Origin of the sequence: Pseudomonas gozinkensis (genome assembly GCF_014863585.1) — a bacterium.
Taxonomy (GTDB): domain Bacteria; phylum Pseudomonadota; class Gammaproteobacteria; order Pseudomonadales; family Pseudomonadaceae; genus Aquipseudomonas; species Aquipseudomonas gozinkensis.
This window is the reverse complement of the sequence record NZ_CP062253.1, coordinates 814,396-827,500: the sequence shown is the minus strand read 5'-3', so window position 1 is coordinate 827,500 and position 13,105 is coordinate 814,396. Positions and strand designations below refer to the sequence as shown.

At 61.5% G+C, this 13,105-nt stretch carries 13 protein-coding genes (1 of these 13 cut by a window edge); 9 read left to right on the top strand and 4 right to left on the bottom strand.

Annotated elements, in window-relative coordinates:
* Positions 1–530, bottom strand: the 5' portion of a protein-coding gene (locus IHQ43_RS03605; RefSeq protein WP_192563400.1) for a CoA-acylating methylmalonate-semialdehyde dehydrogenase. Its footprint begins 964 nt before the window's first position; the window shows 530 of its 1,494 coding nt (coding positions 1–530); the start codon lies at positions 528–530; its stop codon lies off the left edge, out of view.
* 76 nt (positions 531–606) lie between these two features.
* On the bottom strand, positions 607–1,956 hold the full coding sequence (gene aptA / locus IHQ43_RS03600) for an omega-aminotransferase AptA (protein WP_127796838.1): 1,350 nt from the start codon (positions 1,954–1,956) through the stop codon (positions 607–609).
* 139 nt (positions 1,957–2,095) lie between these two features.
* Between aptA and IHQ43_RS03595 the strand changes: the two genes are divergently transcribed.
* The 6 genes from IHQ43_RS03595 (at position 2,096) to IHQ43_RS03570 (ending at position 8,485) form a co-directional block, all read left to right on the top strand.
* Positions 2,096–3,016: a LysR family transcriptional regulator gene (locus tag IHQ43_RS03595; protein ID WP_192559700.1), complete on the top strand. Its 921-nt coding sequence runs from the start codon at positions 2,096–2,098 to the stop codon at positions 3,014–3,016.
* Positions 3,017–3,111: 95 nt separating this feature from the next.
* Positions 3,112–3,762 (top strand): TetR/AcrR family transcriptional regulator, encoded by a 651-nt coding sequence (locus tag IHQ43_RS03590; protein ID WP_192563399.1) that lies wholly within the window; start codon positions 3,112–3,114, stop codon positions 3,760–3,762.
* Positions 3,763–3,770: 8 nt separating this feature from the next.
* On the top strand, positions 3,771–4,352 hold the full coding sequence (locus IHQ43_RS03585) for an IMPACT family protein (RefSeq protein ID WP_192563398.1): 582 nt from the start codon (positions 3,771–3,773) through the stop codon (positions 4,350–4,352).
* A 537-nt stretch (positions 4,353–4,889) separates the two neighbouring features.
* Positions 4,890–6,440, top strand: a complete 1,551-nt coding sequence (locus tag IHQ43_RS03580; RefSeq protein ID WP_192563397.1) for an ABC transporter ATP-binding protein — start codon at positions 4,890–4,892, stop codon at positions 6,438–6,440.
* 12 nt (positions 6,441–6,452) lie between these two features.
* Positions 6,453–7,559, top strand: coding sequence for an ABC transporter permease (locus tag IHQ43_RS03575; protein ID WP_192563396.1), 1,107 nt, complete (start codon positions 6,453–6,455; stop codon positions 7,557–7,559).
* Positions 7,559–8,485, top strand: a complete 927-nt coding sequence (locus IHQ43_RS03570; protein ID WP_085609257.1) for an ABC transporter permease — start codon at positions 7,559–7,561, stop codon at positions 8,483–8,485. Before IHQ43_RS03575 ends, IHQ43_RS03570 begins: the two co-directional genes overlap by 1 nt.
* 73 nt (positions 8,486–8,558) lie before the next feature.
* On the opposite strand, the gene IHQ43_RS03565 is transcribed toward IHQ43_RS03570, so the two are convergent.
* A complete protein-coding gene (locus IHQ43_RS03565; protein ID WP_192563395.1) occupies positions 8,559–9,008 on the bottom strand; it encodes a hypothetical protein in 450 nt (149 codons plus the stop codon).
* Positions 9,009–9,091: 83 nt separating this feature from the next.
* Here IHQ43_RS03565 and IHQ43_RS03560 point away from each other — a divergent pair, with 83 nt between their 5' ends.
* The 3 genes from IHQ43_RS03560 to IHQ43_RS03550 all read left to right on the top strand — a co-directional run bounded on the left by IHQ43_RS03560 (position 9,092) and on the right by IHQ43_RS03550 (position 11,706).
* Entirely contained in the window at positions 9,092–9,442 is a 351-nt protein-coding gene (locus IHQ43_RS03560; RefSeq protein WP_192564946.1) for a MerR family DNA-binding transcriptional regulator, read from the top strand.
* Between the two features lie 26 nt (positions 9,443–9,468).
* Positions 9,469–10,164, top strand: coding sequence for an SDR family oxidoreductase (locus tag IHQ43_RS03555; protein ID WP_192563394.1), 696 nt, complete (start codon positions 9,469–9,471; stop codon positions 10,162–10,164).
* Positions 10,165–10,347: 183 nt separating this feature from the next.
* Positions 10,348–11,706: an 8-oxoguanine deaminase gene (locus IHQ43_RS03550; protein ID WP_134825385.1), complete on the top strand. Its 1,359-nt coding sequence runs from the start codon at positions 10,348–10,350 to the stop codon at positions 11,704–11,706.
* 144 nt (positions 11,707–11,850) lie between these two features.
* Here the strand turns inward: IHQ43_RS03550 and IHQ43_RS03545 are convergent, their stop codons facing one another.
* The gene (locus IHQ43_RS03545) at positions 11,851–12,942 is read right to left on the bottom strand and encodes a calcium:cation antiporter (RefSeq protein WP_192563393.1); all 1,092 of its coding nucleotides are present in this window, start codon (positions 12,940–12,942) and stop codon (positions 11,851–11,853) included.
* Positions 12,943–13,105 lie beyond the last annotated feature (163 nt).

Genomic DNA, 13,105 nt, shown 5'->3' with positions numbered 1-13,105 from the left:
TCACGCTCGGACGGCTTGAGGATGAAGCAGTTGCCGCAGACGATCGCCAGCGGATACATCCACAACGGCACCATGGCCGGGAAGTTGAACGGGGTGATACCGGCTACCACGCCCAGTGGCTGGAAGTCCGACCACGCATCGATGTTCGGGCCGACGTTGCGGCTGTATTCACCCTTGAGGATTTCCGGCGCTGCGCAGGCGAACTCGACGTTCTCGATACCGCGCTTCAGTTCACCAGCAGCATCTTCCAGAGTCTTGCCATGTTCTTCACTGATCAATTGCGAAATGCGCGCTTCGTTCTGCTCCAGCAGTTGCTTGAAGCGGAACATCACCTGGGCACGTTTGGCCGGTGGCGTATTGCGCCAGGCCGGGAACGCAGCCTTGGCAGCATCGATGGCTTTCTGGATGGTTTCCTGGCTGGCCAGCGGCAGCTTGTGGATAGCCTGGCCAGTGGACGGGTTGAACACGTCAACCGCGCGACCGTTCTCGGTCACCAGTTCGCCATTGATCAGATGCGGGATAACGCTCATCGAAAACTCCTGAATTCTTGTCCACGGGCACCCGCAATGGGGTACCCGTTTTTGTAGGTATATATAGAAGGAAAAATCAGTCGAGCTTGTTCAGCACTTCGCCGACCGCGTCGAACAGACGATCGAGGTCTTGCGGCTTGCTGTTGAAAGTTGGGCCGAACTGCAGGGTGTCGCCGCCGAAGCGCACGTAGAACCCGGCTTTCCACAACGCCATGCCGGCTTCGAACGGACGCACGATGGCGTCGCCGTCACGGCCCGCGATCTGGATCGCACCGGCCAGGCCGAAGTTACGAATGTCGATGACGTTCTTCGCGCCTTTCAGACCATGCAGTGCATTTTCGAAATGCGGCGCGACTTCGGCCACGCTCTGCACGAGGTTTTCCTTTTGCAGCAGGTCGAGTGCCGCAAGACCTGCGGCGCAAGCCACCGGGTGCGCCGAGTAGGTGTAGCCGTGCGGGAATTCCACGGCGTATTCCGGGGTCGGCTGGTTCATGAAGGTCTGGTAGATCTCGGAGCTGGCAATCACCGCGCCCATCGGGATCGCGCCGTTGGTGACTTGCTTGGCGATGCACATCAGGTCCGGGGTCACGCCGAAGGTGGTGGCGCCGAACATGGTGCCGGTCCGGCCGAAACCAGTGATCACTTCGTCGAACACCAGCAGGATGTTGTGTTGATCGCAGATTTCACGCAGGCGCTTGAGGTAACCCTGTGGCGGAACCAGCACGCCAGCGGAGCCGGCCATAGGCTCAACGAACACCGCAGCAATGTTCGAAGCATCGTGCAGTTCGATCAGCTTCAACAGTTCATCGGCCAGGGCAATACCACCCTGCTCCGGCATGCCACGGGAGAAAGCATTGCTTGCCAGCAGAGTGTGCGGCAGGTGATCGACATCCATCATCGCCTGCCCGAACAGCTTGCGGTTTCCGTTGACGCCGCCGAGGCTGGTGCCGGCGATGTTCACACCGTGATAGCCACGGGCGCGGCCGATCATTTTGGTCTTGGTCGACTGGCCTTTCAGGCGCCAGTAAGCGCGGACCATTTTCACCGCGGTATCGGCACACTCGGAACCCGAGTCGGTGAAGAACACGTGATTCAGGTTGCCCGGTGTCAGGTCGGTGATTTTCTCCGCCAGCTGGAACGACAGCGGGTGGCCGTACTGGAAGCCCGGCGAGTAATCGAGAGTGCCCAACTGCTTGGCCACCGCTTCCTGGATTTCCTTGCGGGTATGCCCGGCGCCGCAGGTCCACAGACCGGACAGCGAGTCGTACACCTTGCGGCCCTTGTCGTCGATCAGCCAGCTGCCTTCGGCGCCGACGATCAGGCGCGGGTCGCGCTGGAAGTTGCGGTTGGCGGTGTACGGCATCCAGTGCGCGTCCAGCTTAAGTTGGCTGGCCAGTGGCGACGACGCGTTTTCAGGCATGTTCATCGGGCAAAACCTCGCAGGGCAATAAGCTTCAGAGAGATAGAAAGCGTTGTTGCAGCTAAATTGCCACGCGGATAAAGTCGGTGAAATTCAACTCTTCTAACCTTCAGTTAGAACTCTGCTAAACAAAGAGAACAACAGCATGAGCAGCCGCCGCCCCGATCCACTGGCCCAGGTCAGTGACTTTGACATTCGCCTGCTGCGGATTTTTCGCAGTGTGGTGGAGTGCGGCGGTTTCTCGGCGGCGGAAACCGTGCTCGGCATCGGTCGCTCGGCAATCAGCCAGCAGATGAGCGATCTTGAGCAGCGCCTCGGCCTGCGCCTGTGCCAACGCGGGCGTGCCGGTTTCTCCCTGACCGAAGAGGGTCGCGAGGTGTATCAATCGGCGTTGCAGCTATTGAGTGCGCTGGAAAGTTTCCGCACCGAGGTCAACGGCCTGCACCAGCACTTGCGCGGCGAACTGATCATCGGCCTGACCGACAACCTCGTCACCCTGCCCCACATGCGCATCACCCACGCACTGGCGCAGTTGAAGGAGCGCGGGCCGGACGTGCAGATCCAGATCCGCATGATCGCCCCCAACGAAGTCGAACAAGGCGTGCTCGACGGCCGCCTGCATGTCGGCGTGGTGCCGCAGGCCAGCGCGTTGTCGGGACTGGAGTATCAGCCGCTGTACAGCGAACGTTCGCTTCTCTACTGCGCGGTCGGCCATCCGCTGTTTTACGTCGACGATAAACAGCTGGACGACGAGCGCCTGAACAGTCAGGACGCCATCGCCCCGACCTTCCGTCTGCCGGCGGAGATCCAGGCGCACTATCAGGCGCTCAATTGCACCGCCAGCGCTTCCGACCGTGAAGGCATGGCATTTCTGATTCTGACCGGGCGCTACATCGGCTACCTGCCGGATCACTACGCCAGTCTCTGGGTTCAACAAGGTCGCTTGCGCGCGCTCAAGGCCAACACCCGTTTCTATGATTTGAGCCTGGCCTCGGTCACCCGCAAGGGCCGTCGCCCTCATCTGGTGCTGGAAAGTTTCCTCGAAAGCCTGGCCGCCACCCGCTGACGACCGGGGTTTTATTCGCCCGGGGCTTGTCCCGCGACGGTGGTTGCGCTATCAACGCAACTGGTTGCACCCCACAGACAAACCCGGAAGTGCCTATGACCTTTGAAGTCCCCGCTCACGGCGGCAAACCTGCCAGCCGCATTCGTCAGAAGAACGAAGAGACCATCATCAAAGCCGCCGAAGACGAGTTCGCCCGTCACGGGTACAAAGGCACGAGCATGAACACCATCGCCACCAAGGCCGGGTTGCCCAAGGCGAACCTGCATTACTACTTCACCAACAAGCTCGGGTTGTACGTGGCGGTGCTGAGCAACATCCTTCAATTGTGGGACAGCACCTTCAACACCCTGACGGCCGAGGACGATCCGGCCGAAGCGCTGACCCGCTATATCCGCGCGAAAATGGAATTTTCCCGTCGCCAGCCGCAAGCGTCGCGGATCTTTGCGATGGAAGTGATCAGCGGCGGCGAATGCCTGACCGAATATTTCAACCAGGATTACCGCGCCTGGTTCCAGGGCCGCTCCGGGGTGTTCCAGGCCTGGATCGACGCGGGCAAAATGGACCCGGTCGACCCGGTGCACCTGATCTTCCTGTTGTGGGGCAGCACCCAGCACTACGCTGACTTCGCCACCCAGATCTGTCGGGTGACCGGTCGCAGCAAGTTGACCAAACAGGACATGGAAGACGCCGGCAACAATCTGATCCGCATCATCCTCAAAGGCTGCGGCCTCACTTCTTCTATATAAGTCGTTTTATGTCATTCACCCTCAGCGGCTTTTGCGAATTCCGCGAAGAGATTCGCAAAAGCCGTTTCATCACCTTCGCCGCGCCGATCGGCAGCCCTGCCGAGGCGCAAGCCTTCATCGAGCAGCACAGCGACTTGAACGCCTCGCACAATTGCTGGGCGTGGAAGCTCGGCGACCAGTACCGCAGCAACGACGACGGCGAACCCGGTGGCACTGCCGGGCGGCCGATTCTCGCGGCCATCGACGCGCAGGACTGCGATCAGGTCGCGGTGCTGGTGATCCGCTGGTACGGCGGCATTCAACTGGGCACCGGCGGTCTGGCCCGGGCCTATGGCGGCGGCGCTAACAAGTGCCTGCAAGCAGCACCGAAGATCGAATTGATCAGTCGCGTGCCCGTGCGTTGTGCCTGCGCTTTCAGTGAACTGGCGCTGGTGAAACTGCGGGTCGCGGATCTCGGCGGATTGATGGTCGAGGAAAACTTCACCGCCAATGGTGTCGAGTTGCAACTGGCCGTGGGCGAAGCGCACATCGAGCTGTTGCAGAATCAGCTTGCCGATCTGAGCCGCGGACGAATCCTGCTGCAACGTTGAGCCCTCGCCATGTTTTGGGGCACGCACCCGTTTGCATATGCCCGAGACTTGCCCACATCCGCTGTGCACCCGGCTGTGGATAACCTGAGCACAGGACGCTGTAACCCTTCTGTCACGTGGCTTTGCGGGATTTGTGCACTTTTCGTCCAATGCGCTGACCCCACGAACAATTTCACGTAAAAACAATCGCTTAGCGTTGTATATCGCTGTTAGAAGAAAGCCCGGCAGTACTTATGCCCGGGATTCTGTCTTGCGCACAAATACTGTGGAGCAACCTGTGGATAAGCCGTTCATGGCTGGCGCAGTCGCAGGTTCTGCATGGCTTCGGCGGGGTTGCTCGTTTTTTGATCAGCCAGGCGCGAGCAAAACTGGAGCCTGATCAAAGGCTTTGCCCTCAAGTGGTGCCGCGCAAGACGTCGAATTCATTTCACAGGCTCTACGCCACAGGCTGGCAAACAAAGGCTGCCTGCGTTCCTGACTCAATGGCCAGGAAATTGCTTTATCCACAGGCACAACTCCAAGCGACCCGAGCCTGTCATGCCAAACCCAACGTCCACGCCGCGCCTGCAACTGCGCCATATCAGCAAACGTTATCCCGGTTGCCTCGCCAATGACGCCATCGACCTGAGCATCGCCCCCGGTGAAATCCACGCGCTACTCGGTGAAAACGGTGCAGGCAAAAGCACCTTGATGAAGATCATCTACGGCGTCACCCAGGCCGATTCGGGCGAGATGCTGTGGCAGGGTCAACCGATGATCATGCGCAACCCGGCCCAGGCGCGGCAGTTGGGCATCGGCATGGTGTTCCAGCATTTCTCGTTGTTCGAGACCCTGAGCGTGGCGCAGAACATCGCGCTGGCGATGGGCCCAGCGGCCGGTTCACCCAAACAGCTTGAGGCGAAAATCCGTGAAGTGTCGCGCCGATACGGCATGGCGCTGGAGCCCCAGCGACTTGTCCACAGCCTGTCGATCGGCGAGCGGCAACGGGTCGAGATCGTTCGTTGCCTGATGCAGGACATCCGCCTGCTGATTCTCGACGAACCGACTTCGGTGCTCACGCCGCAGGAAGCCGACGAGTTGTTCATCACCCTGCGCCGGCTCGCGGCCGAGGGCTGCAGCATTCTGTTCATCAGCCACAAACTCGGCGAGGTGCGCGCCTTGTGCCACAGCGCCACGGTTCTGCGTGGCGGCCGGGTGGCCGGGCATTGCGTGCCCGCCGACTGCACCGACCGGCAACTGGCGCAATTGATGGTGGGCGACGCCGCGACTTTGATCGGCGACTTTACAAAGGTCACCGGTGGCGCGGCATTCTTGCAGGTCAGCGGATTGAACTGGCACAACCCGGATCCGTTCGGCTGCTCGCTGAGTGACATCGACCTGCAGGTGCGCAGCGGTGAAATCGTCGGCATCGCCGGCGTGGCGGGCAACGGACAGGACGAGTTACTGGCATTGCTCAGCGGCGAACAAACGTTGCCCCGTGAATCAGCGGCAACCATCCGCTTCCGCGAACTCGGCGTCGCCGATCAGCGCCCGGATGCGCGACGCAAACTCGGCCTGGCGTTCGTTCCCGCCGAACGCCTCGGGCATGGCGCGGTGCCGGATATGAGCCTGGCGGACAACGCCCTGCTCACCGCTTTTCAACAAGGCCTGGTCAGTCACGGCTTGATCGAGCGCAGCAAGGTCGAAACCCTCGCGCAAACCATCATCCAGCGCTTCGGCGTGAAAACCCCGGACACCCAGACCGCCGCCCGCAGCCTGTCCGGCGGCAACCTGCAGAAATTCATCCTCGGCCGGGAAATCCTCCAGCAACCGAAACTGCTGATCGCCGCGCACCCGACTTGGGGCGTGGATGTCGGCGCGGCGGCCACCATCCACCGGGCACTGATTGCCCTGCGCGATGCCGGGGCGGCGATTCTGGTGATCTCTGAAGACCTCGACGAACTGTTCCAGATCAGCGATCGCCTCGGCGCGCTGTGCGGCGGGCGCCTGTCGGCATTGCAGGACACGGCGCAAACCCGCCTCAGCGACGTCGGCGGCTGGATGGCCGGCCAGTTCGACACCCCTCAATCACAACCGGCCACGGTTTAACGGAGTTTTCCCATGTTGCTTTCCCTCGAACCCCGTGGCCGGCAATCGCGCCTGATGCTGTGGTGCTCGCCACTGCTGGCGGCGGCGCTGACGCTGGTGTGTGGATCGTTGCTGTTCGTCGCCCTTGGCCATGATCCGCTGAAGACTTTGCACACGTTGTTGATCGCCCCGGTCAGCGACCTGTACGGCATCTGCGAACTGCTGGTCAAAACCCTGCCGATCCTGTTGTGTGCGTTGGGCCTCGCAGTGGCTTATCAGGCGCGGATCTGGAACATCGGCGCCGAAGGCCAGTTGCTGCTCGGTGCATTGGCCGGCAGTGCGCTGGCGGTAAATATCATCGATATGCAAAGCCGCTGGGCGTTGGTGCTGATCCTGCTCACCGGCACCCTCGCCGGCGCCGCTTGGGCCGGGCTCACCGCCTGGTTACGCACACGCTTCAATGCCAACGAAATCCTCACCAGCATCATGCTCAATTACATCGCGCTGAACCTGTTGCTGTTCTGCGTACACGGGCCGCTGAAAGATCCGGCCGGGTTCAACTTTCCCGAGTCGGCGATGTTCAGCGATGCCAGCCGCCTGCCGCTGTTGATGGAGGATGGTCGGGCACATATCGGCGTGTATTTCGCCTTGCTCGCGCTGGTCGCGGTGTGGGTGTTGTTGCAGAAAAGCTTCGTCGGTTTCCAGATCAAGGTGCTGGGGCTGGACAAGCGTGCGGCAGGATTTGTCGGGTTTCGCGAGAAACGTCTGATCTGGCTCGCCCTGCTGATCAGCGGCGGATTGGCGGGCCTTGCCGGTGTCTGTGAAGTCACCGGGCCGATCGGCCAACTGGTGCCGCAAGTCTCGCCGGGTTACGGCTATGCGGCGATCACCGTGGCGTTTCTCGGGCGGCTCAACCCCATCGGGATTCTGTTTTCCAGCCTGTTGATGGCGCTGCTGTACATCGGTGGCGAGAGCGCGCAGATGACGCTGAATCTGCCGCAGGCGATCACCCAGTTGTTCCAGGGAATGATGCTGTTTTTCCTGCTCGCCTGTGACGTGCTGATCCTCTATCGGCCACGCCTGAACCTGCGCTGGGTGCGGCGCACGTCTACCACCGCCGTAACCGCCGGAGCGCTGTGATGGATATCGATCTGCTGAGCAATATTTTCTACGCCATGGTGCGCTGCGGCACGCCACTGCTGTTGGTGGCGTTGGGTGAACTGATCTGCGAGAAGAGCGGCGTACTCAACCTTGGCCAGGAAGGGATGATGCTGTTTGGCGCGGTGATCGGTTTCATCGTCGCGTTCAACAGCGGCAACCTGTGGTTGGGCGTGGTGTTGGCGATGCTCGCCGGGATGCTGTTGTCGTCGCTGTTCGCCCTGGTGGCGCTGGTGTTCAACGCCAATCAGGTGGCCACCGGGCTGGCACTGACGATTTTTGGCGTGGGCCTGTCGACCTTTGTCGGCGCGGCGTGGGTTGGCAAACCGCTGGCGGGATTCGAGCCGCTGGCGATTCCATACCTGAGCGAAATCCCGCTGATCGGCCGCATGCTGTTTGCTCAGGATCTGCTGGTGTACCTGTCGTTCGCGCTGTTTGCGCTGGTGGCGTGGGTGATCGTGAAAAGCCGTGTCGGGCTGATCATTCAAGCGGTCGGTGAGAACCCGGATGCGGCGAGTGCCATGGGCTTGCCGGTGCTGACCGTGCGCACACTGGCGGTGCTGTTCGGCGGCGCGATGGCCGGACTGGCCGGGGCTTATCTGTCGCTGGCGTACACGCCGATGTGGGCCGAGAACATGACCGCCGGGCGTGGCTGGATCGCGCTGGCGCTGGTGGTGTTCGCCAGTTGGCGAGTGTGGCGGTTGTTGCTCGGCGCGTATCTGTTCGGACTCGCCAGCATCCTGCACCTGGTGGCGCAGGGGTTGGGGCTGGCGATTCCTTCGAGTCTGCTGGCGATGCTGCCGTATGTCGCGACCATTCTGGTGCTGGTGTTGTTGTCGCGGGATGCGGTGCGTACGCGGTTGTATGCGCCGGTGTCACTGGGGCAACCTTGGCAGGCCGGGCATTAGTGCAGTGATTTCACTGGCCCCATCGCGGGCAAGCCCGCTCCCACAGGTTTTTGCGGTGTGACATAGACTTCAGTTACACCCGAGCTCCCTGTGGGAGCTGCGGTGCGACGATTCGACTTGCCAGCGATGAGGACCTGACAGGCAACACCTGAGCAATGCCCCACGCCAGTTCGAAAACCAGGAAACCCACCAGCAACGAACTGGCGCCGTGGGCCAGGGCATACGCCTGCCACGCGGCGAACAGAAACCGCGCCACTGCGTCATAGCGCCCATAAACCGGCTGCGGATCACGAATCCGCAGCACGGCCCAAACACAAACCACCGAACCCAACAGATTCGCCATCAGCATGTGCACAGGTTCGAACGCCGGCAGCTCACCGGGCAGTTCCAGCGCCTGGCTCAGCGCTGTCAAAACTCCATGCAACGCGGCAAAACTCCACGGCGTGACAAACGCCGCCGTCACGATCAAGTCATACCAGGCGCTGCCGCGCACCAACCGCCGATACTGCGTTGAAGTCCACATCGTCCTTGCTCCGAAAATTCAGGGAGCAACCACGGTAAAGCCTGGAGTATGCTCCAGGGTCAAACACTTTCGAGATGTCCTTGATGCGCATCGGTGAGTTAGCCCAGGCCTGCGATGTAAGCCGTGACACGCTGCGTTTCTACGAGGAGCGCGGATTGATCGCGGCGCAACGCAGCGCCAACGGTTATCGCGACTATCCACCGGAGATGGCGCAACTGGTGCTCTACATCAAGACTGCGCAGCGTCTGGGCTTTACCCTCAGCGAGATCGGCAGCAGCGTTGGCGCGTTGTGGCAATCGCCCAACCCCGACACAGCCGTGACGCAACTGCTACAAGACAAACTCAAGCTGATCGAAACCCGCATGGCCGAACTCGGCGAGCTGCGTCACGAATTGCAGCATCGGCTCGGTCAACGCTGTCCATTGAACCCGTGATCTTTCAACTTTCAAGGAAGCCCGTCATGTCCGCACTTAATCCTGCCAAGCACGCATTGATCATCGGCGCCTCCCGGGGCCTGGGCCTGGGACTGGTGAAAACCCTGCTGGCCGACGGCTGGCGAGTGACCGCCACGGTTCGCAACCCTTCCAACGCCGATGCGTTGAAAGCACTGGGCAACGTACAAGTCGAAAAGCTCGACATGGACGACCAGCAAGCGGTGATCGCCCTGAGCCAGCAGCTCAAGGGCGAGACCTTCGACCTGTTGTTCGTCAACGCCGGAGTCAAGGGCCCTGACGTGCAGACGCCGGGCGGTGCAACGCTGGCAGAAGTCGGTCAGCTGTTCTTCACCAACGCCGTGGCGCCGATCAATCTGGCCCAGCGCTTCGTCGGGCAGATCCGCGACGGCAGCGGCGTGCTGGCGTTCATGAGCTCGGTACTCGGCAGCGTGACCATGCCCGACGCGCCGGAACTGGCGCTGTACAAGGCCAGCAAAGCGGCACTGAACTCGATGACCAACAGCTTCGTCACGCAACTGGGCGATCAGAAACTCACAGTGCTGTCGCTGCATCCGGGCTGGGTGAAAACCGACATGGGCGGCGAAGGTGCCGACATCGACGTGGAGACCAGCACCCGTGGCCTGGTGGATCAGGTGGACGCGTTTGCCGGCAAGGGCGGCCACCACTTCGTGAACTACAAGGGTGAAACCATTCCCTGGTAATCACTGGACCCTGTGGGAGCTTGCTCCCACAGGGTTATCCCGGTGTCTGGTCGGGTTGGGCTTGCCCGTCGCAACATTTTGTTCGAAACTCCGCACCTCGTCCTTTGCGGCGACCCTGGATCAGCAGACAGGGCAACACTGAGCTGGCAACCCTGAACCCAACTTTCAGAGGAGCCGGCCACAATGCCTGCGACCCGTATCTGGTTAAAAAATCCCCTCGCCATTTTCACGGCCAACGGTCTCGATGCCCGTGGCGGCCTGGTGCTGCAAGACGGTGTGATCACCGAAGTGCTCGGCGCCGGCCAGCAACCTTCCGCCCCGTGCAATGAAGTGTTCGACGCCCGTGAGCACGTGATCCTGCCGGGCCTGATCAACACCCATCACCACTTCTATCAGACCCTGACCCGCGCCTGGGCGCCGGTGGTCAATCAGCCGTTGTTCCCGTGGCTGAAAACCCTGTACCCGGTCTGGGCGCGCCTGACGCCTGAAAAACTCGCCCTCGCCACCAAAGTCGCGCTGGCCGAGTTGCTGTTGTCGGGTTGCACCACCGCCGCCGACCATCACTACCTGTTCCCGGATGGCCTGGAAAACGCCATCGACGTGCAAGTCGAAACCGTGCGCGAACTGGGCATGCGCGCCATGCTCACCCGGGGTTCGATGAGCCTCGGCGAGAAGGACGGCGGCCTGCCACCGCAGCAGACCGTGCAGGAAGGCCAGGTGATTCTCGACGACAGTCAGCGGCTGATTCACGAGTACCACGAGCGTGGCGACGGCGCGCAAATCCAGATCGCTCTGGCGCCGTGCTCACCGTTCTCGGTGACCCCGGAAATCATGTCCGCCAGCGCCGATCTGGCGAACAAACTCGATGTGCGTCTGCACACTCACCTCGCCGAAACCCTCGACGAAGAAGATTTCTGCCTGCAACGCTTCGGCCTGCGCACCGTGGATTATCTGGACAGCGTCGGCTGGCTCGGCCCACGCACGTGGCTGGCCCACGGCATCCATTTCAACCCCGACGAAATCGCCCGACTCGGCGCAGCCGGCACCGGTATCTGCCACTGCCCGAGCTCGAACATGCGCCTCGCTTCCGGCATCTGCCCGAGCATCGAGTTGACCGATGCCGGCGCATTGTTCGGTCTCGGTGTGGACGGTTCGGCGTCCAATGACGCGTCGAACATGATCCTCGAAGCGCGTCAGGCCCTGTACATCCAGCGCCTGCGTTATGGCGCCGAAAAGATCACCCCGGAACGCGTGCTGGGCTGGGCGACCAAGGGCTCGGCGAGCCTGCTGGGTCGTACCGACATCGGCGAACTGGCGGTCGGCAAGCAAGCGGATCTGGCGTTGTTCAAGCTCGATGAGCTGCGCTTCTCCGGCAGTCATGATCCGATCTCGGCATTGCTGTTGTGCGGCGCGGACCGGGCGGATCGGGTGATGGTCGGCGGCAAGTGGCGTGTGGTTGACGGGCAGGTTGAAGGCCTGGATCTCAAAGGCCTGATTGCCGATCACAGCCAGGCGGCTCGGCAGTTGATCGCTGGAACCTGATCCCCCCTCCTGACCTGATGATCGTTCCCACGCTCCGCGTGGGAATGCAGCCATGGACGCTCTGCGTCCGACGTTGAGACGCAGAGCGTCCCGGTATGCATTCCCACGCAGAGCGTGGGAACGATCGGTCAGCGGTGGTCGCCTTCAAAGTCCGAGCAGCGACAACATGATGAACGTCGCAAACAGCACAAAGTGCGTCATGCCCTCAATCGCATTGGTCTCCCCGTCATTGAGGTTGATCGCACTGACGATCAGCGTGATGAAGATCATCACCGTCTGCACCGGCGTCATCGCCATCTGAAACGGCTGCCCCGTATAGAGCGCCATCGCTTCCATCACCGGCACCGTCAAAATCACCGTCGACAACGACGCCCCCATCGCAATGTTGACCACCGACTGCATGCGGTTGGCCAACGCTGCGCGCAACGCGGTCAAAATCTCCGGCGCCGCCGAGATCGCCGCCACCAGAATCGCCGTGATCACCGGCGGTGCGCCCGTCCCTTCCAGGCCCAGATCGAGGGTCTTGGACATCACCTCGGCCAGTGCGCCGATCACCACCACACCGAACACCAGAATGCCGATCGACAGCGCCAGGCTGACCGGTTTCGGCTCCTGCTCCACGGGCTCTTTCTTGCGGCGTTTGTCCGGGTAGCTGTAGCTGAAAAAATAGCTGTGCGGTCCGACCTGCATGCGCAGGAACAAAGCATAAAGCACCACCATCGCGCCGATGGTGAACGCCGAATAGATTTTCCAGTTGGCCTCGGGAATGAACTCCGGCACCACCATCGACACCCCCATGGCGGTGAGGATCATCACGCTGTAACTGCGGGCTGAATCATCGTTGTAGGACTGCTCGCCATGCTTGATCCCGCCCATCAATGCGGCGAGGCCGAGGATGCCGTTGATGTCGAGCATCACCGCCGAATAGATCGTGTCGCGTACCAGTGTCGGCGAGGCTTCGTTGCTCATCATGATCGCCAGGATCACCACTTCCACCAGCACGGCGGCGAGGGTCAGGATCATCGTGCCGTAGGGGTCACCGACTTTTTCCGCGAGCAGTTCGGCCTGATGGGCGACGCGCATCGAGGCGGCGACGATGAAGGCGATCAGCACCAGCCCGGCCGTCAGCGCGACGAGCTGGCCACTGTGCAGCAACCAGTGCTCCAGCGGATACGCGACGAAGGCGGCAATCAGGGCCAGCAGCAGAAAGCTTTCTTGCTTGAGGATCGTGAGCATGGCGGGCCTTTTTGGCGCAGGGGTTCGAATGAGCTACTGACTGCGGGGCGGCGCTAATGGTTCGTTACACCTTAGCGCACCAGTGGATGGCGTCCGTGTACGGGCGTGCACTTTTTTCGGCCCGGCCGGCCTCATCGCGAGCAAGCTCGCTCCCACAGGGATC

Coding starts and splice junctions, on each gene's coding strand:
- IHQ43_RS03555 (WP_192563394.1), top strand. CDS start 9,469: ATGTCCGCACTTAATCCTGCCAAGCACGCATTGATCATCGGCGCCTCC.
- IHQ43_RS03565 (WP_192563395.1), bottom strand. CDS start 9,008: ATGTGGACTTCAACGCAGTATCGGCGGTTGGTGCGCGGCAGCGCCTGG.
- IHQ43_RS03545 (WP_192563393.1), bottom strand. CDS start 12,942: ATGCTCACGATCCTCAAGCAAGAAAGCTTTCTGCTGCTGGCCCTGATT.
- IHQ43_RS03595 (WP_192559700.1), top strand. CDS start 2,096: ATGAGCAGCCGCCGCCCCGATCCACTGGCCCAGGTCAGTGACTTTGAC.
- IHQ43_RS03575 (WP_192563396.1), top strand. CDS start 6,453: ATGTTGCTTTCCCTCGAACCCCGTGGCCGGCAATCGCGCCTGATGCTG.
- IHQ43_RS03550 (WP_134825385.1), top strand. CDS start 10,348: ATGCCTGCGACCCGTATCTGGTTAAAAAATCCCCTCGCCATTTTCACG.
- IHQ43_RS03590 (WP_192563399.1), top strand. CDS start 3,112: ATGACCTTTGAAGTCCCCGCTCACGGCGGCAAACCTGCCAGCCGCATT.
- IHQ43_RS03580 (WP_192563397.1), top strand. CDS start 4,890: ATGCCAAACCCAACGTCCACGCCGCGCCTGCAACTGCGCCATATCAGC.
- IHQ43_RS03560 (WP_192564946.1), top strand. CDS start 9,092: ATGCGCATCGGTGAGTTAGCCCAGGCCTGCGATGTAAGCCGTGACACG.
- IHQ43_RS03585 (WP_192563398.1), top strand. CDS start 3,771: ATGTCATTCACCCTCAGCGGCTTTTGCGAATTCCGCGAAGAGATTCGC.
- IHQ43_RS03570 (WP_085609257.1), top strand. CDS start 7,559: ATGGATATCGATCTGCTGAGCAATATTTTCTACGCCATGGTGCGCTGC.
- aptA (WP_127796838.1), bottom strand. CDS start 1,956: ATGAACATGCCTGAAAACGCGTCGTCGCCACTGGCCAGCCAACTTAAG.